The following is a 22,546-nucleotide window of genomic DNA, read 5'->3' on the forward strand; positions in this document are numbered from 1 at the left end:
CGGACGCGGAAACAAGGAGCGGATCCATGTCTCTCTACGGTGCGCTTTTCTCGGGCGTGTCGGGCCTGCAATCCCAGTCCAGCGCCATGGGCGCGATTGCCGACAACGTGACCAACGTGAACACCGTTGGCTACAAGGGAACCAAGGTTAACTTCCAGACCCTGGTCACCCACCAGGTTTCGCTGAGCCAGTATTCCCCGGGCGGCGTGCAGTCGGTGCCGCGCACCGGCGTGGACGTGCAAGGCCTGTTGCAGGCCACCACCTCGTCCACCGACGTCGGCATCTCGGGGCAGGGCTTCTTCGTGGTCTCGTCGTCGGCCACCGACCCCACCGGGTATGCCTATACCCGCGCCGGCTCGTATGGCATCGATAAGGACGGTTTCTTGCAAAACGTCAGCGGCTTTTACATGCAAGGCTGGCCGCTGGAAACCTGGGACGGCACCACCACCGCCTCAACGGTGAGTGTCAATAATCAGGTGTACATGAAATCGTATCGGAACCAGTCGGGCGATACGTATTACATCAACTCCAACGCGGTTGATTCCACCAACCTGCAACCGCTCAATCTCAGCACCATCGGCGGCACGGCGCGGGCAACCTCGACCATTTCCATGGGCCTTAATTTGCCCTCGGGCGCGGCGATTGGGGCCACGTCGAAAACCAACGTGCCGATTTTCGACAGCCTGGGCAGCCCGCACAACCTGGATTACCAGTGGACCAAGCGAGCGCAAAACGTGTGGGATTGCGAAGTCACGCCACCGGCTGGGTCGCGGCAGGTGACCTTGGAGTCTCAGCGCGGCGAAACCTATTTCTCGGCCGGACGCCTGGACTTCACGTCGATTCCGGCTGCCGGTAGCAGCATGGACATGACCATTGGTGGGACCACCTACAACTTTAATTTTACCGCCGCTGCCGATACCGTGACCACCCTGGCCAACGCAGGGGCCGCTGGGCCCGCGTTCAATATCGATGTGTCGGGGGGGCGTACCTTATCCCAGGTCATCGATTCCCTAGCCATGGCGGTTGAAAGCGCGACACGAAACGAAGCCGTGACGGATTACGGTGTCGCTGGTGACGGCCGGGTAAGCGCCATCACGGGCAAGGGCAGCCCGACCTTGTGGGCCGAGCGGGTGTCGGGCGAAAACGCTTTGATCTTCCGTAATGCCTTCACCCAAGATCTGCTGGTGGATGTTTCCAACCCGACCGGCACTCCCTTGCTCGATTCAGCAGGCCAGCCGTGCGTGGTTCAGGTCAACCCTCGCGGGGCCAACGGCCTGCCTGGGAACAACTGGGCGGTGAATGGCCTGACCTTGCGGGATAACTCCGCATCGCCGCTTGCCAATGAAACGGACTGGCGGGGCGCTTGGATCAACCGGACGGCCGGTACAGCGGGCGCGGCGGGTATCGTTTCCGATGCGACCAGCCGGGACTATTCCTCGGCCTTGGGCTTCAACGGCGACGGCACCATCGACACCATCTTCGGATATAACGAAATGGGGGATGATGACCCAAGGCTGACTGTGAACCTCGACTGGGCGAATGGCGCCCTCAACATGGACGGGGGCACCGTGCAAAACGGCGGTGGGTCGGCCATCAGTGTGTTCTGGGGCAACTACAACGCGGGCGACGGTGTCACCCAGCGCAATTCCAGCTACCAGTTGGGCTACATCAGCCAGAACGGCAACAAGTTTGGCAACTTCTCGGGTGTCTCCATTTCCGAGGATGGCGTGGTCACCGCCCAGTTCGACAACGGCGTCACCACCCCCATTTTCATGATCCCGATCGCCACCTTCGTGAACGTCAACGGGATGAACAGCCTGACCGGCAACGTGTTCCAGGAAACCACCAAGTCCGGCCTGCCGACCATCCGCGAGGCGGGCAGCGCCGGGGCGGGCAAGGTCAACCAGTCGGTGCTGGAAGCCTCGACCGTTGATCTGGGCACCGAGTTCACGAACATGATCACCACCCAGCGCGCCTATTCCGCGTCGGCGAAGATCATTACCACCGCCGACGAAATGCTCGACGAGTTGGTGCGCATCAAGCGCTGATGCGGCGAAGATTCGGCGTCTGGTTTCGACCCGGACGCGACGTTCCTTGTTTGGCGCTTCCTTTTCCGCTCCCTTCAAGCCCCGACGTTTTGTCGGGGCTTTTTTTACTGCCGTCCCTCTTGAGTAGAAACCCGTCCCGCGCGATGATGGGGAATGCGACACGGTTCTTGAAACGCCGTGCCCAAGGCTGGACCGTCGTCTTGGGGATTCTTCCCGGGGGCGGCGTTCTCGCTTGCTGTTCGCAGGTTCACTTGTCCGAAAAGGGACGTTCCCTTTTCGGGTCTCGCTCCAGGTCGGGAGAATGCCCGGCCGCGAGCACGGAACGACCGTGGGAGATCCCGATGACCACATGGGATCGCTGGGTGTGGGAACGACACCTGACAAGAACTGACGACAGGCTCCCTGAACGGTCCGCCGGCATTCCCCAGAACGGGGACCGGGGAGCGATCAAGGCCGGGCCAACGGGGTGGGCCGGTGTGCGGGCTTCGGTGCGGGGGTCTTCGGGCCCCACCACCGGCTCTTCCGACACGCGGGCCACAAACGACAAAGGCGGCGAGGGCCCGGGCATGCCCCTCGCCGTTCTGGACGCCGTGCCGACCCCGATTGTTTGGGTGACGCCGCCGGCCACGGTGGCCTATGCCAACCGGGCCGCCCGGGCCTGGCTGGGGGAGGGAGGCTTCGGCCCCGGGGTCAGCCTGCGCAATGCCTGGCCCGATCTTGCCACGCTTCTTGACCATGCCATGGGGGGGGTGAGCGTGGCGCAACGGATTCGGGGTCCGTCCGCCAGGGGAAACGGCAGCGTGCGCGTCCACGTCGAGCCCTGCCCGGGGCCCGAGGGCGGCGCGGGGTGCGTTGTCAGCGTGCGGATCGAGGAGGGCGGGCCGGCCGACCCTGTGGTGGGACCGGCGTGCGCGTGGGATTCCTCGGGGCGCTGCGAGGCGGCCGAGAATGCCGAGCGGCTGCGCGACGTGGCCGAGGCCGCTCAGGAATGGTTCTGGGAAACCGGCCCCGATCATCGCTTTACCTGGTTTTTGTGTTCCGAGATCTTGCCGGACGACGGGATCCGCCCGTGGCGCGCCTTGGGCATGGACCGCGCCGCCCTGTTCGACACCGAGCGCGAATCCCCCGAACGCATTGAGAGTCTCCAGGCCGACCTTGACGCGCACCGTCCCTTCCGTGATCTGACGTACTGGATGCGGCGGCTGGACGGGGAAGGCGAGGCCCGCCTGCTCCGCTCCAGTGGTAAGCCCCGCTTCGACGCCCGGGGCCGCTTCCTGGGCTATCGGGGCGCGGCGACCGATATCACTCGCGAAGCCGAGGTGGAGGCACGCGCCCGGCGCGCTGAAACCCGGCTGATGGACGCCCTCAACAACATGGCTGACGGGTTTGTGTTGTGGGACGCCGAGGACCGTCTGGTGTTGTGGAACCGGGCGTACGAAACCTTGTTGCCCGAGTTGGCGCCTGTCTTGCGTGAAGGCGCGACCTTCGACGACATCATTGCCCGCGTCGTGGACGGCCGCGCCGTCGTCGACACGGGCACGCCCGGCTCGCCCGTGGTCCGGGTCCGGGGACCCGCGGCCCTGGAGGCCTGCCGCGCCCACCATGGCCGGGCCAAGGGCACCTTGGAGATGTGCGATGAATCCGGCCGCTGGCTGGTGATCAGCGAACGGCGAACCCATGACGATCAGGTCCTGACCACGATCAGCGACATGACTTGGCGCAAGCGCATGGAAACGGAACTGGCCCGCAGCGAGGCGGGGTTGCGGGCCTTTCACGCCATCACCACCCACCCTGGCCTCCGTCTGATCGAACGCCTGGAAGAGGTGCTGGCTTTGGGCATGAGCCAGTTTGGCCTGCCCAACGGCGTGATTGCCCGGCGCGAGGGAACCCGCCCCGAGATTCTGGCAGCCCAGGGGCCGGCCTTCGCGGGCATCGGCCCCCCCCATCTGCCGCCGGCTCACCAAAGCTATTGCGTCGAGGTTCTGCGGCGGGATGGTCCCCTGGCCATCCCCGATGCCGCCGTTGACGAAACGTGGTGCCATCATCCGGCGTGGACGGTGCTGGGGCGGCGGGCTTACCTGGGCATCCCCGTGACCCAGGGCCACGAGCGGGTGGGGACCTTGGCCTTTTTCGGATCCGATGCCCACCCGGCGGCCTTCAGCGATGCCGAGATCCAGTTGTTGCGCCTGATGGCCCAGTGGGTGGGCGGCGAGATCGCCCGCCACGAGGCCGAGCGCGCGCAAGACGAGGCCCTGGAACAGGCCCTGGTCGCCAACCGGTCCAAGACCGAATTCCTGGCCAACATGAGCCACGAACTGCGCACGCCCTTGAACGCCATCCTGGGCTTTTCCGAGGTCATGGCGGAGGAAATCATGGGGCCCCTGGGCAGCGCCCGCTACCGCGACTATGCCCGCGGCATTCACGACAGCGGGGCGCATTTGTTGTCCATTATCAATGATATCCTGGACGTTTCCAAGATCGAGGCCGGCCAGATGGTGCTGGGCGAGGAGCGGGTGGCGCTGGGGCCCCTGATCGACTCGGCCCTGCGCTTGGTGTCGGGGCGCGCCGCCGAGGGGGGCGTGCGTTTGAACGCGGGCCCCCGCGACGGTCTGGTGCGCGGCGACGGGCGACGGTTGAAACAGGTGTTGCTCAATGTCTTGTCCAACGCGGTCAAATTCACGCCCGAGGGGGGGTGGGTGGATGTCGAGGTCATGCGGCCGGGCCCGGGCGCGGACCTTGATATCGTGATCAAGGACACAGGCATCGGCATGAGCGCGGAGGACATAGCGATCGCCCTGAAACCCTTTGGCCAGATCGACAGCGGCCTGGCCCGGCGCCACGAGGGAACCGGGCTGGGGCTGCCGCTCGCCCGCGCGCTCACGGAAATGCACGGGGGGCGTTTGCTCATCGCCAGCGAACCCGGCGAGGGAACCGAGGTGCGAGTGCGCCTGCCCGCCGGGCGGATCGAGGCGGGATCCGAGCCCTTGCAAGGCCATCCCGCCCCCCTGGCCGCGCCGTCCAGCCCGCCGGTCCCGCAACGGCGCGCCCGCACCGACCCGTAGGACTTGACCCCGGCCCCCGGGACCTGATCTAGAAACAAGCACCCTTTTTGTATCCTGTCCCTTCGCCGGAGTGCCCCGCATGAGCGATACCCTCAGCACCGACCGCCTGTTTTTCGGCCCCCAGGGCCTGGCGTTCGACGCCACCCGGCGCGCGGTGGCCCGGGCCCTGGAAGGCGCCGACGATGGCGAGCTGTTCTTGGAATGGTGCCTGAGCGAAAGCCTGGGCCTGGAGGACGGCCGCATCCGGCAAGCCGGGTTCGAGGCCACCCAGGGCTTTGGCCTGCGGGCCGTGAGCGGCGAGGCCATCGGGTTCGCCCATGCGAGCGGCCTGGATCCGGCGGCCCTGGACCGCGCCGTGGAGACGGTGCGCGCGGTGCGCGGCAGCCAGGGCGGCCGGGTGGCCGTGGCCCCGCCCCCCACCAACCGGCGCTTGTACACCGACGAAAACCCCCTGGAAGGCGTGCCGTTCGCGGCCAAGGTCGATCTGCTCAAGGCGATGGATGCCCGGGCGCGGGAGGCCGATTCCCGGGTGGTGCAGGTCATGGCCTCGCTGACCGGCTCGTGGCAGGCGATCCGGCTCTTGCGCGCCGACGGCGAGGGCGGCAGCGATATCCGCCCCCTGGTCCGGCTCAACGTGTCGGTGGTGGTCCAAGACGCGGCCGGGCGGCGCGAAACCGGCTCGCACGGGCTGGGCGGGCGGGCGCTCTACGAGGGCGTGATGGCCGAGGCCGTCTGGACCAAGGCGGTGGACGAGGCCCTGCGCCAGGCCCTGGTCAACCTGGATTCAGTGAGCGCGCCGGCCGGTGAAATGCCGGTGGTGCTGGGGCCGGGCTGGCCCGGGGTCCTGCTGCACGAGGCGGTGGGCCACGGCCTGGAAGGCGACGGCAACCGCAAGGGCACCTCGGCGTTCAGCGGTGGCCTGGGGCGGCGGGTGGCGGCGCCCGGGGTGACCATTGTCGATGACGGGTCGATTCCCGACCGGCGCGGCTCGCTGACCATCGACGACGAGGGCACGCCAACCGGGCGCACGGTGATGATCGAGGACGGCATCCTGACCGGCTACCTGCAAGACCGTCTGAACGCCCGCCTGATGGGCCAGGCTCCCACCGGCAACGGCCGGCGCGAATCCCATGCCTATCCGCCGCTGCCGCGCATGACCAACACCTTCATGCTGGCCGGACGCGACGCTCCGGCCGATATCCTGGCCTCGGTCAAGCGCGGGCTGTACGCGGTCAACTTCGGGGGCGGGCAGGTGGACACGACTTCGGGCAAGTTCGTGTTCAGCGCGTCGGAAGCGTATCTGATTGAAAACGGCCGCCTCGGTGCCCCGGTCAAGGGCGCGACCCTGATCGGCAACGGCCCCGACGTGCTGACCCGGGTTTCAATGATCGGCTCCGACCTGGCCTTGGATTCGGGAATCGGCACCTGTGGCAAGGACGGCCAGGGCGTGCCGGTCGGCGTGGGGCAGCCCACGATCAAGGTCGACAGCCTGACCGTGGGCGGCACGGCCTGAGCAAGGGGCCGGGCGCGTGGTTCCCGGACCCGCGCCCGCCTCGCCCCGGCGGTTTTTTACTCGTTCCCCATCTGGCTGGGGCCGAAGCGGCCGAGGTTGCCGAAGAACTCCTGCAAGAAGGTGCTTTCGGTGCCCCGGGTCGGGGTTTCGCGCTGCAAGATGGCGACCTGGCGGCCGTCGGCCTTGGTCAGGCGTTCCACGCCGCTGACGCGGCCATTGGCGTCGAAATGCACGGCGACGACGTGGCGGTTGACTTCCTCGGGGGCGAGAAAGGCCACCTGGGTGGTCTGGTTGCTGATGTAGTACCACGTCTCGCCCCCAAACAGGGCCGTGGCCGACGGGGTGCCCAGGAGCGACTGCACGTCGGCGCGGGTTTGCTCGCCCACCTGAACGCGGGCCAGCGCTTCCTCGGCGGGCAGGTTGCCGTGGGCGTTGATGTCGTGCGAGCACGCCCCGGCCGCCAGCAGCAGGCCGGCGCTCAGGATGACTCCCGGCAGCACCTTCATGGTCGGCGGACTCCCTTGCCGTTTTGGTTCAAGGGCCGCATTCTAGCAGCAGGCGGGCCGCCGGCGGAAGAGCATGCCTTGCGCCGCGCGGGCGGCCGCGCCATGGTGGAGGTCATGCCGGCGCCGGTGACGTGGTTCCCCTGGGGGACACCGCTCCGGGGGCGGTTGTTTTGCTTTCCAAGGATTACCCCGTCATGTTGTTCCGGCTTTTCCGGCGCCGCTCTCCGTATGCCGAAACGGCGCGCGCGCTTTATTTTTCCCTGGTCGCCAAGGCTCGCGATCCGGCCTTGTACGAGTCCCTGGGGGTGCCCGACACCCTGGACGGCCGCTATAACATGGTGGTCGCGCACATGGCGCTGGTGCTGGCCCGGATGTCGGCGGTCGATCCCCAGCAAGCGCCCAACCGGCGTGCCCCGCTGGCCCGCCTGGCCCAGGATCTGTTCGATCTGATGATCCGCGACATGGATCGCAACCTGCGCGAAATTGGCGTGTCGGACATGAAGGTGGGCAAGGAGGTCAAGAAAATGACCCATGCCTACTATGGCCGGGCGTTTGCCTATCACAATGCGTTGCGCGACGGCGATCTGGAACGGGTGCTGAACGAGACGGTCTACCGCCTCAGCCCGGTCAGGCCCGAGCCCGCGCAGGTCGAGGCCCTGGCCGCCTACATGCGCCGCGAGGCCGAGGCCCTGGCCGGCGTTCCCGATTCCTCCTTCCTGGAAGGCATCCTGACCTTCGGGCCCGTGCCGGTCCCGGTCGGGGACACGCCGGACGGATCGCCCCGGGAGGCCCCGCAATGACCGGAATTTCCGCCGACCTGCCGTCGTGGCCGATGGATGTGCTGACCCTGCCGCCGGGCGGGCGCCAGGTTGAGATCAACGCCAGCGCCGCCGAGTGCGCCTTGCTCGCCCGCCACCTCGACGTGGAGGCGGTGCGCAAGGTCGAGGGAACCTTGACCCTGACTCCGGTCGGCCCCGGCCCGGTGGTGCGGGTCGAGGGACGGGTGCACGCGGATCTGGTGCAAACCTGCGGCGTGACCCTGGCCCTGGTGGACACCACCATCGACGAGGAGGTGGCGCGCGTGTTCGCGCCCGATCCCGAGGCCGAGGCGGCGCGCGCGCGACGGCCGGCGGCCGAGGCGATCGACATCGACCTTGAGGACGAGGATCCCCCGGATCTTCTGGAGGGGGGGCGGATCGATCTGGGCGAAATCGTGAGCGAGGCCTTGACGCTGGGACTCGATCCCTTTATCCGTGCCCCCGACGCCAGCTTCGAGCCCCTTCCCGACCCGGATTCCCTTCCTTCTCCGGCCGTCGCTCCGGACGCCAGGGCCAATCCGTTCGCCATCCTGGCCGAACGCTGGAAAAAATAGACTGATCGCCCCAAGGCACCCTTGCCGGGGGCGACGATTTTCGCTAAACAACCACGCTCCTCAAGGACCCGGCGCGACGATCCGGCTCCGTCCCTTTGACGAGACATAGATCATGGCAGTTCCCAAGAAGAAGACTTCCAAGTCGCGGCGCAACATGCGTCGATCCCATCACGCGCTCAAGCCCGTGGCCTACAACGAGTGCCCGAACTGTGGCGAGCTGAAGCGGCCGCACCACGTGTGCCCGTCGTGCGGTCAGTACGCTGGTCGCGAGATCGTGGCCGAAACCGCCCAGGTGGCGTAACGCCATCACGTGGGCAAGGGTCTGTCGATGACACAGCCGGGAACAAGTTGGTGAGCCAGGATCTGGTCATTGCCGTTGATGCCATGGGGGGCGATCATGCCCCCGACGTGGTGGTCAAGGGGCTGGCGCTGGCCGCCGTCCGTCATCCCCAGGTGCACTTTCACCTGTATGGAGACGAGGCGCGGGTAGGGCCGTTGTTGAATGAGCATCCGGCCCTGGCGCCGGCCTGCACCTTGACCCACACGGCCGAGGCGGTTTCGTCGGAAGACAAGCCGTCGCAGGCGGTCCGCAACGGACGCAAGTCCAGCTTGTGGCTGGCGATCGATGCCGTGAAGCAAGGTCAGGCCGCCGGGGTTGTGTCGGCCGGCAACACCGGCGCCTTCATGGCCATGGCCAAGCTGATCTTGCGCACCCTGCCCGGGATCGACCGCCCCGCCATCGCCACCGTGCTGCCGACCCTGCGCGGGGAAAGCGTGGTTCTGGATCTGGGCGCCAACGCCGAGTGCAACGCCAACAACCTGGTGGACTTCGCCATCATGGGCGAGGTGTTCGCGCGAACCGTGCTGGCGTTGGAGCGTCCCACCGTCGGGCTGATGAACATCGGCTCGGAAGCGGGCAAGGGCACCGACGCCGAACGGGACGCCGCCGCGCGCCTGAGCGACAGCACGCTGCCCATTTCCTTCCATGGGTTCGTGGAAGGGGACGACCTGGCCAAGGGGACGGTTGACGTTGTCGTCACCGATGGCTTCACGGGCAACGTGATGCTGAAGACCCTGGAAGGCACGGCGCGTCTTTACACCCAGTTCCTGCGTCAGGCGTATTCCAGCTCCCTGCTGGCCAAGCTGGGCTATCTCATGTCGCGCCCGGCCCTGGAAAAGGTCAAGGCCCGCACGGATCCGCGCCGTTACAACGGGGCGATGCTGCTGGGGCTGACCGGGGTCGCGGTGAAGAGCCATGGCGGCACCGACGCCCTGGGCTTCGCGAACGCCGTGTGCGTGGCCATTGATCTGGTCAGCCAGGGCTTCAACGAAACCATCAAGGGCGAATTCGGCAAGGTTGAAATGCCGTTGGCCGCGCCAGCCGCCGCCCCCTGACACCGGGGGTCGCCTCCCTTCCTCTCCCCGAGCCGGCCCGTCCGCCTGACTTGCGGGCTTCGGGCCCGCGCTGGGCCTGCAACTGGGGTTTCTTGTCATGGTGCGTTCCGTTCTGGCGGGGTTCGGAGGCTATCTTCCGGCCAACCGGGTGACCAACGATGATCTGGCCCGGCGGGTGGAAACCTCGGACGCCTGGATACGTGAACGCACGGGCATCGAGGCCCGGCACTTTGCCGCCGAGGGGGAACTGACCTCGGACCTGGCCACGGCCGCCGCCCGCGCGGCCCTGGCCGACGCGGGCCTGGATGCCCAGGCGGTTGACCTGATCGTGCTGGCGACCGCGACGCCCGACCAGACCTTTCCGGCCACGGCGGTGCGGGTGCAAGCCGCCCTCGGGTGCCGGCCCGGAACCCCGGCGTTCGACGTGCAGGCGGTGTGCTCGGGCTTTTTGTACGCGCTGGGCGTGGCCGACAGCATGGTCAAGGCCGGGCTGGCCCGCACCGCCCTGGTCATCGGGGCCGAGACTTTTTCCCGCATCCTGGATTTCAACGACCGCACCACCTGCGTCCTGTTCGGCGACGGCGCCGGCGCGGTGGTCTTGCAGGCGTCCGAGGCCGAGGGCGGCCTGGAGGTTCCGGGCATTCACTCGGTTCATCTGCACGCCGACGGCCGCCATCAAGGTCTGCTGTACGTCGACGGCGGTCCGTCCAGCACCCGGACCGTGGGCGTGGTGCACATGCAAGGTCGGGAAGTCTTCCGGCATGCGGTCAACAATCTGCATGCGGTGGTGGTCGAGGCCCTGGCGGCCCATGGGCTGACCCCGGCCGATCTCGATTGGCTGGTGCCCCACCAGGCCAACCAGCGCATTCTGGACGGCACGGCGCGCAAGCTGGAAATCGATCCGGCCCGGGTGGTGAGCACGGTGGCCCAGCATGCCAACACCTCGGCGGCCTCGGTGCCGCTGGCCTTGTCGGTGGCGCGCGCCGACGGACGTTTGAAGCGCGGCGACCTCATCGCCCTTGAGGCGCTGGGCGGCGGGTTCACGTGGGGCGCGGCCCTGGTTCGTCTGTAGGGGCAAGGGTCTTGCCCCCTGGGGGGCCCTCGGGGGACAAGGCACGCACGGGCCCGGTCGTGGATTAAGCCCGCGTCTGTACCCCTTCCGTCAACGCTTTGATATTGACGGTTTTCCTATCCCTGGGGTACCTTTGACCGCCAGCCTTATCGAAGAAGGCTGGGAGGCCAAGAGCGTCCAGGGACGACAGGGAGATCCAGGACATGAGCGGCAGGACCATCACCCGTGCGCAACTCAGCGAGGCGGTCTATCAAGAGGTCGGCCTGTCGCGCAATGAATCAGCCGATCTCCTGGAAATGGTCCTCGACGAAATGTCGGTGGCCCTGGTGCGCGGCGAAACGGTAAAGATTTCCAGCTTTGGCAGTTTTTCCGTCCGCGACAAGGGGCAGCGCATCGGCCGCAACCCCAAGACCGGCGAGGAAGTGCCGATTTTGCCCCGGCGCGTGCTGGTCTTCCGGCCTTCCCAACTGCTCAAGGCGCGGGTGAACGAAGGCCCGGTCGGCCGCCAGCTTGAGAACGGGTGAACCCCGTGAGCATGGGCAATGGCCTGACCCCGGAAAACGGGAACGACGTCGAAAGCGAAGGCGGGCGGCGGACCGGTAAGTCCGAGGCCGCGTTTCGCACCATCAGCGAGGTTTCGGCCGACCTGGGGGTGCCGCAGCACGTCTTGCGTTTCTGGGAAACCAAGTTTTCACAAATCCGGCCGATGAAACGCGGCGGGGGCCGGCGCTATTACCGCCCCGAGGACGTGGTGCTGCTGGCCGCGATTCGCGACTTGCTGTACAACGACGGCTATACGATTCGCGGTGCCCAGAAGCTGTTGCGCGAGCATGGGGTGCGCGCCGTCCTGGCCCAGGGCAGCGGCCGGGGGGGCCCCCTGGGCTACGACGACGCGACCGGGGCCGACGACGAGGGCTACGACGACGATTCCCTGGACGTCGACGACATGGACGACGGCGAGGAGGAGAGCCCGCCTCCCGCGCCGCCTCCCCGGCACCATGCCGTCCAGCAGGCTTCCCATGCCCCCGAGCCCTCCTCGGGCAAGGCCCACGCCGAACACGCGGCCGTGCCCCCGGTCGAGAAAGCCGCGCCGGCGCCCCGGAAGGCGGCCGGAATGGTCGATGCCCGGATCGTGGGACTCGAGGACGCTTCGGAAGCCGAAGCGCCCGAAACGACCGCGACACCCGAGGCGAATGATCAGGCTGTCGAGAAAACCGGGCCGGTGTCGGCCGGGCCTGCCTTCGTGCCCGAGAACAAACCCAAGGATGAACCCGAAGACGATCCGGGGCACGACGGGGACCGCGAGGCCGGGAAAGACGAGAAGGCCGGGCCCGCCGAAGGCATCGAGCCGGAGGAGGCCCCTGCGCAGCCCGTTGTCCTGGGGCTGAGCGAGGCTCAACGCGACGAGCTGGAAGCCGTCTTGCGCGAGCTGGAAGACCTGCGCCGCATTTTGTTCCAGGCGGGCATCTGACCCGCCCACGCGGGACCCCCACGCCGCCAACGGGGTTGTGCGGTTTTTCATCGGGAAAAAAGCACGGAAATTCCGGCGTGTCGGGCCGGGGCTCGGGCGGGCGCGGGAAAAAGGCGCCACGCGAGGGAGGCTTCTTTTTACAGCCCGTCGAGCAGATCGCCCTGGCGCGGCGACGCGGGGCGGCGTCCCCGGGCGCGGGGAGCCGGCGGCGCGGACGGCGGTGTCGCCACGGCCTCGACCCGGCCATCATGCCATTCAAGACTCAACGCCATGCCCGGCTGAACCGCGCCGGCGCTATCGAGGATGCCCTGGGCAGGCCCCCGCACCACGGCGTAGCCCCGTTTGAGCACCGCCCGGTACGACACGCTTTCCAGGCGGGCCCCCAGGGCTTCCAGGCGTTCGGTCTTGCGGGTGTGCACCGTGTTCAGGGCCGTTTCCAGCCGCTCGCCGGCCTGGCTCACGTGGCGTTGCCCCTCGGCGAGCCGGCGGACCAGGGGGTCGGGGCGCAGGCGGGTGCTCAGCCGCTCCAGGGCCCGGGCAGCGTCGCGGATCTGGCGCGGGCCAGCCTGGGCCAGGACCTGGGCGAGGTGGGCCAGGGTATCGTGCTTGCGGGCGATCAGGTCGGCGGGGTGGCGCAGGCGGGCCCTGGCCTGATCCACCCGGGCGGTTTCGCGCGTCAGACGGTGAAGGATGGCGACGCGCAGGCGCTCGGCCCGGTCGTCCAGGCGCTGGACGTGGGTATCAAGCAGGTGGGCGAGGTTGGGCAGGCCCCGCGCCAGCCCCTCGATTCTTCTCGTGCGCTCGTCGAGCCCGCGCGCCGTGGCGGTTTCCAGGCGCTGGCCCAGGGTGGCCAGATGGGCGCGCAGGTCCTGGCGCACCGGAACCGCCATTTCCGCCGCCCCGGTGGGCGTGGGGGCGCGCCGGTCGGCGGCGTGGTCGATCAAGGTCACGTCGGTTTCGTGCCCGATGGCGGCAATCAGGGGGATGGTGCTGGCGGCGGCCGCGCGTACCACGCCCTCGTCGTTGAAGGCCATCAGGTCTTCCAGGCTGCCGCCGCCGCGCGCGACAATCAGCAGGTCGGGGCGGGGCACGGGACCGTCGGGGGGGAGAGCGTTGAAGCCGGCGATGGCCTGGGCGACCTGGGCGGCGGCGGCCTCGCCTTGCACGGCCACCGGCCAGACCAGAACGGACACGGGAAAGCGGTCGGCCAGCCGGTGCAAGATGTCGCGGATCACCGCGCCGGTGGGCGAGGTAACCACGCCAATGACCCGGGGCAGGAAGGGCAGCGGACGCTTGCGCGCCTCGTCGAACAGGCCTTCGGCGGCAAGGCGCCGGCGGCGTTCCTCCAGCAGCTTGAGCAGCGCCCCTTCGCCCGCGAGCTCCAGGCCTTCGATGATCAACTGATAGCTGGAGCGGCCGGGATAGGTGGTCAGGCGTCCGGTGGCGATCACCTCCAGGCCTTCCTCGGGGCGCACCCCCAGCCGGGTCAGGGTCCCGCGCCAGATGATGGCGTCCAGCACCGCCTGATCGTCCTTCAAGCGCAAGTAGCAATGCCCCGAGCCGGCGGTCTTGGGCTGGCTGACTTCGCCGCGCACCCGGACCCGGGCAAAGGATTCCTCGACCGTGCGCTTGAGCGCGCCGGACAGTTCGGAAACGCTCTGGGTGGGGAGATTATGGCTGAGGGAGTCTTCGGAAGGCATGAGGGTGCAGGTGCGCCGGGATCGGGGGAAGAAAAGCAACCAAGAAATCAAGTGAGCCTTGGTTCAAGGGGATGCCCGATCGCGAGAACCCTGGTCAAGGGAAAAAACACCGTGTAGGATTTTGAAAATCTCCCTCGTTTCGAATGGGTCGTCCACTGGGGTTTGGTTGTGTTGCCCCTGGGGAAGGCTTGTCAGACCGTCCAGCATGTTGTGAAAAAAGATGTTCGATTCTTCGGAAGATCTCAGTCGGCGCCTCGTAGAGTTGCATGAACAGTTCCGGGAGGCTTTTCCGGCTTTGTGTCGGGTCGCGGTGGCTCTCTACGACGCGGACACGGATTTTTTGCGAACCTTCATTCACAGCACGCATGGCCCCGTCCCGCTACGTTTGTATGAAGCCCGGCTCTCCGAGGTGCCCTCGTTGCAGATCCTGGCCGAAAGCGGGTCCACGCGCGTCATCCCCGACCTTGAAGCCTTGCCGGAGTCGTGCTCCCGTCACAGTTCGTCGCTGCGCGGCTTGAATTATCGCTCCAGTTACACCGTGCCCATCCGGCAAGGAGAGACCTTTTACGGCTTTTTGTTTTTTGACTCCCAGGAACCGGGCTACTTCACGACCCGGGTGGTGGCGCACCTGGCGGTGTACGCGCAGCTGATCAGCCTGCTGGTCATCAGCGAGATGGTGCCGGTGCGGACCTTGAAGGGGGCCATCCAGGCGGCCCGGGTGTTCAGCCGGCATCGCGACGAGGAAACCGGCGAGCATCTGGAACGCATGTCGCGCTACGCCCGCCTGATGGCCACCCGTCTGGCCGGGGAACGCAACCTGCCGGACTGGTACGTGGAATACCTGTTCCGGTTCGCCCCCCTGCACGACGTGGGCAAGATCGGTATTCCCGATGCCATCTTGCTGAAACCCGGACGCCTGGATCCCGACGAACTGGAGATCATGCGCACCCATGTGACCAAGGGCCTGGAGCTGATCGACGGTCTGATCAGCAGCTTCGGCCTGGATGCCATCCCCCATGTGGCGATGCTGCGCAACATCGTGGGGTGCCATCACGAAAGCCTGGACGGCACCGGGTACCCCCGGGGCCTGAAGGGCGACGCCATCCCCCTGGAAGCGCGCATTACCGCCATTGCCGATGTCTTTGACGCCCTGACCAGCCGGCGCCCCTACAAGGGCCCCTGGAGCAACGCCGACGCGGCCGCCTTCCTGCGCGAGCACGCCGGCACCCGCTTCGATCCCCAGGCGGTCGAGGCCTTGCTGGGTCAGCAAGACGAGATCGAAGCCATCCAGCACGCCTTTCGCGAGGACGAGGTGGGCTGAGCCGGCCGGAATCCGACGCCTTGCGTTGCCTTGTTCCGGCCGGCCCGAATGCGGGCCTACCCCCGGGCGGCGGTTTTCAAGGCCTGGATCAGGGCCAGGGCCTCGGGCGGCGGGCGGCGTTCAATCCGCTGGTACACCGATCCATCCCGGGTGCGGGTCATCAGGCCCGCCTCGACCAGATTGCGCCGGATCAAGGCGGGGTCGTGGAAGGCATGCAAGGGCGCGAGGACAGCGGTCATTTCGCGCTCGGTGAACCGCCGCCGGGCCGGCAGGCGCGCCCACACGGCCCACAGGGCCAGCAGGCGATGGCTGGCCTTCTTGGGCCAGCGCTGCAACGCCCCTTCCTCGGTGAACTGCCGGGTCACGGCCAGAATCCGGCGCGCCTCAAGGGGGGCGTCGGGCACCGGAGCCTCGGACAGCGCGGCCCGCGCGGCCTGGAGCGACAGCGCGGGGGGAAGGCGGGGCCGGGCCCGCGTCGAAGCACGCAGGTGCTGGAAATTGCGATAGCCGACGCCGCGCGCCAGCATGTTCAGCACCTGAACGTGGCCGGGCGTGCCGGGACAGGCCTCCAGTTCGCGGCCCAGGGCACGGGCCAGCGCGGAGATATCCGGCGTGCTGAAGGGAATCAGGTCCTTGGTCATCAAACATCCCCGAAGCGTGCCGCTCCCTGGGAAGGGGTCGTGGGTCGCTGACTTGACGACAGGGCACGGGACAGGGGTGTCAACCGGGCGAAACGGGCAGGTTTAGCTTCCCCCAGCGGGGCCAGCGACGCCTTGGTGAACTGCCGACCAGTGCCGCCCTTGTACCCCCACCCGCGCGCCAGGGCAAGAGCGCGCGGGCAAGGAGGGAGGCCACGGACCCCGGCCGGATAGGGGCCGCCGGGCCTCAGGCGGGATCGGAAGCGGGCTGGGCGTCGGCGTCCTCGGGAGCCGGGGACGGCGGAGGCGTCCAGTCCACGGTCAGGCCCTCGGGCGCGGCCCAGGGGTCCTGTCCGGTGCCAATCGCTCCGTGCGGCGCCACCTTGATGCCCACGAACACCGCGAACGGCCCGCTGGTATCCTTGAAGGCCACCGTGACCGGCTGGCCTCCGGCGCTGTCCAGCGCCTCGGTGACCAGGCGCGAGGCTTCATCGGCCGAGCGGATCGCCTGATCCCACACCGGCCCCCACAGGGGCCCCAGGAACGGCGTCAGGGACGCGGGCGTCATCGTCCCGAATGCCGAAGCCATCCCCGTGGCGGGCGCCTGGGCCTCGGCCGCCTCGGGCGGGCGCAGGAAGGCAAGCCACGGATTGAACGAAGCGGCCAGGGTCCACGGCGCCAGGAACGCTTCCATCATCTGGTTGAACGAATCGGTCAACGAGGCCTGATCGCGCTCGGTGCCGGGCAGGGGAAAGAAGGGGAACATGGCACGGTCCCTTCGGTTGCCGGGGGGAAGGATCTCCCCGGGCTTATACCGCAGTGCACAACAATCGTCCAGCGATCCCGTGTCGTCAGATCTCGCCGTCGTCGTCGAGGAAATTAAAGCCGGCCTTGCGCTCCTCGTCGTGGACGGTCACGAGGTACGCCCCGGTCGGCATGACCGCCGCGACCAGGATCCACAGCAACGGGCCCATGTCGGTGGCAATGGCGATCGCCCACGAAAGCCAGATCTGGCGCCAGTACACCAAGATGGCCTCCAGATCGTGCATGGGCGCGAAGGGGGGGACGCTCAAGGTGTTGTGGGTCGCCATGCTGTTCAAGGTGACCATGATTTCGTCGAGCGTGGCGTTTTTTTCGTTTTGCAGGTTGGCGACCACGGTCTGCTGACTGGCCGCGAACAGACGGTTGACGCTGTCGGCGGTCAGGGGCCGGATTTCGCGCATGGTCCCGATCTGGAAGCGGAAATAATCGGTGGGCGAACTGGCGACAACGCCCCCGATCCGTCCTTGAACGGCGTTCAGGTCGCGGATCAGGGTTTCATACTGGGCCCGGAAGGCGCGGCCGCGATCGGCCAGGGATTCGCGCAGCCGGCGCAAGGTGTCGTTGATGGCCGCGATTTCGGTGATTTCCTCGCGGTGGCTGGCCTCCAGGTGGTCGGCGATGCTGGTGGCCACCTGCGAAAGATCATGGAGATACACCGAGACCGAGCCACTGCCGGCGGCCGAGGTCAAGGTGCCCTGGGTTTCCTCCTGGGTGGCCAGACGCTCGAAGCGCGAGGAGATCTGACGCGCGATCGGGACCAGCTGATCGAACTCGCCATCGCGGACCTGGCGGATTTCGTTCAACGAGCGCTGCAAGGCATCGACCGACACCCGCAGGTGATAGGTGATGGCCGCGTCGCCGCCCACGCCCAGCACGCTGGTCGCCGTGGACATGCCAAAAATGATCGACGATCCCACCGGCGCGATGATCAGCAGCAGCACCAGCTTCTGCCAGACGTTGGCCATTTCCATGCGTTCAAGCAAGGTGGTCCAGAACGTATACACAAAAGTGGCGCCAATCACCCCGGCCAGCCCGGGCACCGCCCAATAGCGCCACCCCTCGTCGGGCGAGAAAAACACGATCTGGAAGCCGTAATAGCTGGTGTAGCCGGTCCACACGCTGGCGAGGAAGGTAATCAGGTGAAACAGCTTTTCCCCCATGGGGGTGTGGCGGCGCGGGACCGCGCGCGGGCGCAGCATCCGGGCCATGCCCACGGTCACGCCGTGCAACACCAGCAAGCTGACCAGGAACAAGACAAGGCCGCCCAGGGCCCCGTAGCCAACGATCAGCATGCCCAGCGCCTGATCAACGCCAAAGGGGGCGCCCCGCCACCAGCCGGTGACGAGAACGGCCAGGATGGCGCCCAGGAACAAAAGCAAGGCGAAGGTGGCGAACCCCTGGTGCGTGGTCAAAATGGCGCGCAGGGCCCGGCGCAGGCTGGTGCCCACCTGGCGGAAGGCGGAATCCAGAAGAAGCGGCTCCTCGGCCTCGGACAGGGCCGGGCCGGCCGCCGGGGCGGGGCCCTCGGGCATCGGAGGCAGCGGGGGCGCGATCGGCCCCCTGGGCGTCGGTTGCGGTCCAGCCGCGGGCTTGGGGGGCAGGAAACGGGCTGAGCCGGACATCTCGGGGGCCATCCGGGAATCCTGTCTGGGCCGGGAACCCGATCCCAGCCCCACCGCCGGCCGGCGTGTGGCATGATCCCGGGCATGCGGCGATAAGGGGGACGGGGGGACCATAGCGCGCTTGCATCGGCACGCAAGTGTTCATTTGGCCGCCTCCGGACCTCGTCAATCAGGGAGAAGGTCCCCATGCGCACAACCAAGGGACGCCAGCCCCCCTTGGGCCGGCCGCTCATTGTCGGGGCTGCCGATCCTGCCCGTCCGTTCGTCGCGGCGGTGATCATCCCCACGGTGCTGCGCCCCACCCTGGTTCAGGCGGTGAGGTCGGTGTTTGCCCAGGACGAGCCCGGGCCGGTGCAGGTTCTGCTGGGCCTGGATCGTGATCCGGATCCGGCCCGGGAGGCGATGCTGGAGGAGCTTGCCGCCGCCTGTCCTTCGAACCGGGCCCTGAGCGTCGTCAACCTGGGCACGCGCACCGCCGCCGCCAGTGGGGCCCTGGTTCCCAACCCCTATGGCGGCACCGTGCGTACTACCTTGAGTTTCGCCGCCCACAGCGACCTTCTGTGTTATCTCGATGATGACAACTGGTTCGCTCCGTTTCACGTCCGCACCCTGCGCGAGGCGATCGCCGGGTTCGACTGGGCTTTTTCCCGACGCTGGTTCGTGGATGGCGGGTCGGGGGGGGTGATCGCCGAGGATGATTTCGAATCGACCGGCCCCCGGGCCTCGGGCGGCTTCGTGGACACCAATACCCTGATGATCCGGCGCAGCGCCTGCCTGGGCGCCCTGCCGTTGTGGTCGGTGCCGCTGGCGGTCGATGGCACGGGCGAGGACCGGCGGGTGGTGGCGGCGCTGGCTCGCGGCCACGCGGTGGGGTGGACGGGTCAGCCCAGCGTGTATTACCGGGTTGGCGACGATGGCCGGCGCGAGCAAGGGCGGGTCGCGCGGCTGAAGGCACGCGGCTGGCGGCCGACCCCGATGCCCGAGGTTCTGGCCTCCTTCACCCCGCCGGCGCATCGCCTGGCCGACGCCCTGGCGCGCTACCAGGAGCAGGCCACGCTGCCGTGCCTGGCCCTGGGGGTGACGGGCGGGCCGTGGCCGGGGTGGTTTTCATGCGCGCCGGCGCCCACGGCGGCCGGGGTGGCGGTCGTGGAGCCCACCCGTCCGCTTCCCTTCCCCGACGCCTCCTTTGCGTGCGTGCACGCGGGAAGCCTTCTGGAAACCCTGGACGAGGCCGCCGGCCACGCCTTGCTGGAGGAATGCCGGCGGGTGCTGGGCCCCAAGGGACGGCTGCGGGTGACGGCGCTGGATCTGCGCTGGTTGATCGGGATGCTGGGGCCGGCGCCGTTGCCGTCCCAGCGCCAGGCGATCGCCACCTGGGGGCGGGGGACCTCCGATGAAACGCCCGATCCGGTCCGGGCCTTCAACCGACTGGCCTGGGCCGGAGGACGGCGGCTTGTGCTCGATGACGCCAGCCTGGCCCGCCGGCTGGCGGCGGCCGGGTTCACGCAGGCCCGGATCCATCCGCCCGGCATCAGCCTTGATCCCCTGCCGCGAGGTCTCGACGAAGAAGGCGCGGGGGCAGGGGGGGGCGGCCTTCCCGCCGAGGCCGTGCTGGTGATGGAAGCGAAGCGGGGAGAAACGGGGGCCCCGATGTGAGGCGGGCGAGGGCCGGGAACGCGCTCCCGGCCTTGCCGCCCCGGTGTTCGCCCGGGGTTAATTCGTGGCCGAGGGGGTGTCGCCGTCGGCGCGGTAGGCGGCGAGCGGGACGGGGCAGGGGGGGCTGGCCTCGGCGCAAGCCGCGCGGCGGCTGGCGACGAAGGAGCCCAGGCCGGTATCGGCCACGACCTTGAGAGGCTCCAGGCGGCCGTCGGCGCTGAACCACAGATCGATTTCCCGGCCTTCCCAACTGCGGCGGTGGCGCTTGGAAAAGCCTTCCACCGGTTCGACGCGAAGGTGCACGGGCAGGCTGGGCACGCTCTCCTCGCCCAGGGTCAGGGGAGCCGGCTCGCCGACCTGGGCCACCAGGTCATAGCGCAGGCGGCCGTCGAACACGGGCAGGCGCACGCTGTCGCCCGGGCCCAGCCGGGTCATCAGACGGCGCCCGGCGGCCAGGAGCGACAGGGGATCGAACGCATGGCGCCGTCCCTCGGGGCTCACGCGGGTTTCCTCCTTGTTGTTATTGTAGCCCTGGGGCAGGCCGTCGGCGGCATCGTAGCGCACGTCGCGCTGGCCGGCCTTGTCGCGCAGGCGATAAAGGCGGCTGTACCCCTCGGGGCGCAACGCGGCCAGGGGATCCCGGGCCAGCAGGGCCTCGTCCCAAACGCCCCGAACCGTGGCCAGCGCCCGCAACTGGCGGATCCTTTCCAGGAGGCCCCGGCTTTCCAAAACCAGATCGGCCGCGTAGGTGCCTGCGTCGTCGCGAAAATCCAAGGTGAAGTCGACGAAGGGAAAGCCGCCCAAATAGGCCGTGTAGCCGGTGCGAAAGATCGCTTGTCCCGACTCCGTCGCCGGGGGGGGCGACGGGGCGGGCGCGCTGACGGCCGCGAGGCTCTCGTGGGACCGGGCCGGCGGCGTCGCGAGGGCCGCCAAGGCCAGGATTCCCAACGCGAAGAGCAGCTTCAAGGAAAGGGGGTGGTGCGAAGGCGACATCTTGAGATACCGTGACCCCGGAGCAAAGGCTGCCCCCAATCCAGCCCGGTCATTCGGGCAAAAGTGAGGCCCCGGGCCGCAAGCGGCCTTGTCTCGGGGCGGTTGAAGGGGCATGGTCCCCGCCCTGGGGCCACGATACCACGGTTACAGCCCGCAGGTTCACGTTCAAAGCAAGGGTGACTTGATGAAGATCGCCATTCCGAAGGAGCGACGCCCCGGCGAGGATCGCGTCGCCATCTCCCCCGAGGTGGCCAAAAAGCTCGTCGGTCTGGGCTTCGAGGTGATTGTCGAACAAGGGGCCGGCCTGGGCTCCGCGATCACCGACCAAGCCTTGACCGAAGCCGGTGCCACCATCGCCGGAAGCGCCGCCGAGGCCCTGGCCCAGGCCGACATGGTGTGGAAAATCCGCGCCCCCATGACCGCCGACGAAGGGTTCGACGAAATCGCCCTTCTGCCCGAAGGCTCGATTTTGCTGGCCCACCTCTCGGCCATGACCCAGCCGGCCCTGGTCCAGGCCCTGGCCAAGCGCAAGGTGACGGCGTTTGCCATGGAGCTGATGCCGCGCATCAGCCGCGCCCAGTCCATGGACATCCTGTCCAGCCAGTCCAACCTGGCCGGCTATCGCGCCGTCATCGATGGCGCCTACGAGTTCGGCCGCGCCTTCCCCATGATGATGACCGCCGCCGGCACCGTGCCGCCGGCCCGCGTCCTGGTGTTTGGCGCCGGTGTCGCCGGCTTGCAGGCCATCGCCACCGCCAAGCGCCTGGGCGCCGTGGTCATGGCGACCGACGTGCGCGCCGCCACCAAGGAGCAGGTGGAAAGCCTGGGCGGCAAGTTCATCACCGTTGACGAGGAGGCCATGAAAAAGGCCGAAACCTCGGGCGGTTACGCCAAGGAGATGGACGACGAGTTCAAAAAGAAGCAGGCCGAGGCCGTGCTGAAGGAACTCGTGCGCACCGACATCGTGATCACCACCGCCCTGATTCCCGGCCGTCCCGCGCCGGTGCTGGTCAGCCCGGAAATGGTCGATCAGATGAAGCAAGGCAGCGTGATCGTCGATCTGGCGGTCGAGGCCGGCGGCAACTGTCCGCTGTCGCGCCCCGACGAGATCGTGGTCCACAAGGGCGTCAAGATCGTCGGGCACACCAACGTCGCCGGCCGCCTGGCCGCCGACGCCAGCCCCCTGTTCGCCAAGAACCTGTATAACTTCCTGGTTCCCCAGGTGGACAAGGCCGCCAAGGCCCTGGCGTTCAAGTTCGACGACGAAACGGTCAAGGGCACCTGCGTGACCAAGGACGGGGCGGTGGTTCACCCGAACCTGACCTCGGCCCCCGCCGCCCCGGCCCCCGCCGCCC

At 68.1% G+C, this 22,546-nt stretch carries 19 protein-coding genes; 13 read left to right on the forward strand and 6 right to left on the reverse strand.

All coding sequences use genetic code 11. The annotated features are described in order from the left end of the window. Positions 1–26: 26 nt before the first annotated feature. The 3 genes from ROR02_RS08785 (at position 27) to tldD (ending at position 6,623) form a co-directional block, all read left to right on the forward strand. Positions 27–2,048: a flagellar hook protein FlgE gene (locus tag ROR02_RS08785; protein WP_147163652.1), complete on the forward strand. Its 2,022-nt coding sequence runs from the start codon at positions 27–29 to the stop codon at positions 2,046–2,048. A 566-nt stretch (positions 2,049–2,614) separates the two neighbouring features. Then, entirely contained in the window at positions 2,615–5,110 is a 2,496-nt protein-coding gene (locus ROR02_RS08790) for an ATP-binding protein (protein WP_170245044.1), read from the forward strand. Positions 5,111–5,189: 79 nt separating this feature from the next. Then, entirely contained in the window at positions 5,190–6,623 is a 1,434-nt protein-coding gene (gene tldD / locus ROR02_RS08795; protein ID WP_147163654.1) for a metalloprotease TldD, read from the forward strand. A 56-nt stretch (positions 6,624–6,679) separates the two neighbouring features. Here the strand turns inward: tldD and ROR02_RS08800 are convergent, their stop codons facing one another. Next, positions 6,680–7,129, reverse strand: coding sequence for an outer membrane protein assembly factor BamE (locus tag ROR02_RS08800; protein WP_147163655.1), 450 nt, complete (start codon positions 7,127–7,129; stop codon positions 6,680–6,682). A gap of 194 nt (positions 7,130–7,323) precedes the next feature. Here ROR02_RS08800 and ROR02_RS08805 point away from each other — a divergent pair, with 194 nt between their 5' ends. The 7 genes from ROR02_RS08805 to ROR02_RS17560 all read left to right on the forward strand — a co-directional run bounded on the left by ROR02_RS08805 (position 7,324) and on the right by ROR02_RS17560 (position 12,439). Further along, a complete protein-coding gene (locus ROR02_RS08805; protein WP_147163656.1) occupies positions 7,324–7,929 on the forward strand; it encodes a ubiquinol-cytochrome C chaperone family protein in 606 nt (201 codons plus the stop codon). Continuing rightward, positions 7,926–8,501 (forward strand): YceD family protein, encoded by a 576-nt coding sequence (locus ROR02_RS08810; RefSeq protein WP_147163657.1) that lies wholly within the window; start codon positions 7,926–7,928, stop codon positions 8,499–8,501. The genes ROR02_RS08805 and ROR02_RS08810 overlap by 4 nt, the downstream gene beginning before the upstream one ends. A 112-nt stretch (positions 8,502–8,613) precedes the next feature. After that, entirely contained in the window at positions 8,614–8,802 is a 189-nt protein-coding gene (gene rpmF / locus ROR02_RS08815) for a 50S ribosomal protein L32 (RefSeq protein WP_147163658.1), read from the forward strand. 50 nt (positions 8,803–8,852) lie between these two features. Beyond that, positions 8,853–9,896: a phosphate acyltransferase PlsX gene (gene plsX, locus ROR02_RS08820; protein WP_147163659.1), complete on the forward strand. Its 1,044-nt coding sequence runs from the start codon at positions 8,853–8,855 to the stop codon at positions 9,894–9,896. Between the two features lie 97 nt (positions 9,897–9,993). Next, complete coding sequence (locus ROR02_RS08825; protein WP_147163660.1) at positions 9,994–10,968, forward strand: beta-ketoacyl-ACP synthase III; 975 nt, start codon at positions 9,994–9,996, stop codon at positions 10,966–10,968. 203 nt (positions 10,969–11,171) lie between these two features. Continuing rightward, complete coding sequence (ihfA, locus tag ROR02_RS08830) at positions 11,172–11,492, forward strand: integration host factor subunit alpha (RefSeq protein WP_147163661.1); 321 nt, start codon at positions 11,172–11,174, stop codon at positions 11,490–11,492. An 11-nt stretch (positions 11,493–11,503) separates the two neighbouring features. Next, the gene (locus tag ROR02_RS17560) at positions 11,504–12,439 is read left to right on the forward strand and encodes a MerR family transcriptional regulator (RefSeq protein ID WP_407672612.1); all 936 of its coding nucleotides are present in this window, start codon (positions 11,504–11,506) and stop codon (positions 12,437–12,439) included. 137 nt (positions 12,440–12,576) lie between these two features. Here ROR02_RS17560 and xseA read toward each other — a convergent pair whose 3' ends face one another. Next, complete coding sequence (gene xseA, locus ROR02_RS08840) at positions 12,577–14,139, reverse strand: exodeoxyribonuclease VII large subunit (protein ID WP_147163662.1); 1,563 nt, start codon at positions 14,137–14,139, stop codon at positions 12,577–12,579. Between the two features lie 220 nt (positions 14,140–14,359). On the opposite strand from xseA, the gene ROR02_RS08845 reads away from it, so the two are divergent. Next, positions 14,360–15,460 (forward strand): HD domain-containing phosphohydrolase, encoded by a 1,101-nt coding sequence (locus tag ROR02_RS08845; protein WP_147163663.1) that lies wholly within the window; start codon positions 14,360–14,362, stop codon positions 15,458–15,460. Between the two features lie 56 nt (positions 15,461–15,516). On the opposite strand, the gene ROR02_RS08850 is transcribed toward ROR02_RS08845, so the two are convergent. The 3 genes from ROR02_RS08850 to ROR02_RS08860 form a co-directional block, all read right to left on the reverse strand. Continuing rightward, positions 15,517–16,101, reverse strand: a complete 585-nt coding sequence (locus ROR02_RS08850) for a DUF2087 domain-containing protein (RefSeq protein ID WP_147163664.1) — start codon at positions 16,099–16,101, stop codon at positions 15,517–15,519. Positions 16,102–16,345: 244 nt separating this feature from the next. After that, positions 16,346–16,864 (reverse strand): hypothetical protein, encoded by a 519-nt coding sequence (locus ROR02_RS08855; protein WP_147163665.1) that lies wholly within the window; start codon positions 16,862–16,864, stop codon positions 16,346–16,348. Between the two features lie 85 nt (positions 16,865–16,949). After that, positions 16,950–18,452 carry a hypothetical protein gene (locus tag ROR02_RS08860; protein ID WP_147163666.1) on the reverse strand — a complete coding sequence of 501 codons (1,503 nt, stop codon included), beginning with the start codon at positions 18,450–18,452 and terminating at the stop codon, positions 16,950–16,952. Positions 18,453–18,728: 276 nt separating this feature from the next. On the opposite strand from ROR02_RS08860, the gene ROR02_RS08865 reads away from it, so the two are divergent. Beyond that, positions 18,729–20,198: a methyltransferase domain-containing protein gene (locus ROR02_RS08865; RefSeq protein ID WP_147163667.1), complete on the forward strand. Its 1,470-nt coding sequence runs from the start codon at positions 18,729–18,731 to the stop codon at positions 20,196–20,198. Between the two features lie 57 nt (positions 20,199–20,255). On the opposite strand, the gene ROR02_RS08870 is transcribed toward ROR02_RS08865, so the two are convergent. Further along, the gene (locus ROR02_RS08870; protein WP_170245045.1) at positions 20,256–21,191 is read right to left on the reverse strand and encodes a DUF3108 domain-containing protein; all 936 of its coding nucleotides are present in this window, start codon (positions 21,189–21,191) and stop codon (positions 20,256–20,258) included. 184 nt (positions 21,192–21,375) lie between these two features. Between ROR02_RS08870 and ROR02_RS08875 the strand changes: the two genes are divergently transcribed. Further along, positions 21,376–22,546, forward strand: a 1,171-nt coding sequence (locus ROR02_RS08875) for a Re/Si-specific NAD(P)(+) transhydrogenase subunit alpha (RefSeq protein ID WP_147163669.1), incomplete at its 3' end; no start/stop codon positions are given.

It is taken from the genome of Pararhodospirillum oryzae, assembly GCF_007992075.1.
In the GTDB taxonomy this organism is placed as follows: domain Bacteria; phylum Pseudomonadota; class Alphaproteobacteria; order Rhodospirillales; family Rhodospirillaceae; genus Pararhodospirillum; species Pararhodospirillum oryzae.

What these genes read in the sequence shown, in the direction of transcription:
- ROR02_RS08785 (WP_147163652.1), top strand. Translation starts at nt 27, where the DNA reads ATGTCTCTCTACGGTGCGCTTTTCTCGGGCGTGTCGGGCCTGCAATCC.
- ROR02_RS08790 (WP_170245044.1), top strand. Translation starts at nt 2,615, where the DNA reads ATGCCCCTCGCCGTTCTGGACGCCGTGCCGACCCCGATTGTTTGGGTG.
- tldD (WP_147163654.1), top strand. Translation starts at nt 5,190, where the DNA reads ATGAGCGATACCCTCAGCACCGACCGCCTGTTTTTCGGCCCCCAGGGC.
- ROR02_RS08800 (WP_147163655.1), bottom strand. Translation starts at nt 7,129, where the DNA reads ATGAAGGTGCTGCCGGGAGTCATCCTGAGCGCCGGCCTGCTGCTGGCG.
- ROR02_RS08805 (WP_147163656.1), top strand. Translation starts at nt 7,324, where the DNA reads ATGTTGTTCCGGCTTTTCCGGCGCCGCTCTCCGTATGCCGAAACGGCG.
- ROR02_RS08810 (WP_147163657.1), top strand. Translation starts at nt 7,926, where the DNA reads ATGACCGGAATTTCCGCCGACCTGCCGTCGTGGCCGATGGATGTGCTG.
- rpmF (WP_147163658.1), top strand. Translation starts at nt 8,614, where the DNA reads ATGGCAGTTCCCAAGAAGAAGACTTCCAAGTCGCGGCGCAACATGCGT.
- ROR02_RS08825 (WP_147163660.1), top strand. Translation starts at nt 9,994, where the DNA reads ATGGTGCGTTCCGTTCTGGCGGGGTTCGGAGGCTATCTTCCGGCCAAC.
- ihfA (WP_147163661.1), top strand. Translation starts at nt 11,172, where the DNA reads ATGAGCGGCAGGACCATCACCCGTGCGCAACTCAGCGAGGCGGTCTAT.
- ROR02_RS17560 (WP_407672612.1), top strand. Translation starts at nt 11,504, where the DNA reads ATGGGCAATGGCCTGACCCCGGAAAACGGGAACGACGTCGAAAGCGAA.
- xseA (WP_147163662.1), bottom strand. Translation starts at nt 14,139, where the DNA reads ATGCCTTCCGAAGACTCCCTCAGCCATAATCTCCCCACCCAGAGCGTT.
- ROR02_RS08845 (WP_147163663.1), top strand. Translation starts at nt 14,360, where the DNA reads ATGTTCGATTCTTCGGAAGATCTCAGTCGGCGCCTCGTAGAGTTGCAT.
- ROR02_RS08850 (WP_147163664.1), bottom strand. Translation starts at nt 16,101, where the DNA reads ATGACCAAGGACCTGATTCCCTTCAGCACGCCGGATATCTCCGCGCTG.
- ROR02_RS08855 (WP_147163665.1), bottom strand. Translation starts at nt 16,864, where the DNA reads ATGTTCCCCTTCTTTCCCCTGCCCGGCACCGAGCGCGATCAGGCCTCG.
- ROR02_RS08860 (WP_147163666.1), bottom strand. Translation starts at nt 18,452, where the DNA reads ATGCCCGAGGGCCCCGCCCCGGCGGCCGGCCCGGCCCTGTCCGAGGCC.
- ROR02_RS08865 (WP_147163667.1), top strand. Translation starts at nt 18,729, where the DNA reads ATGCGCACAACCAAGGGACGCCAGCCCCCCTTGGGCCGGCCGCTCATT.
- ROR02_RS08870 (WP_170245045.1), bottom strand. Translation starts at nt 21,191, where the DNA reads ATGTCGCCTTCGCACCACCCCCTTTCCTTGAAGCTGCTCTTCGCGTTG.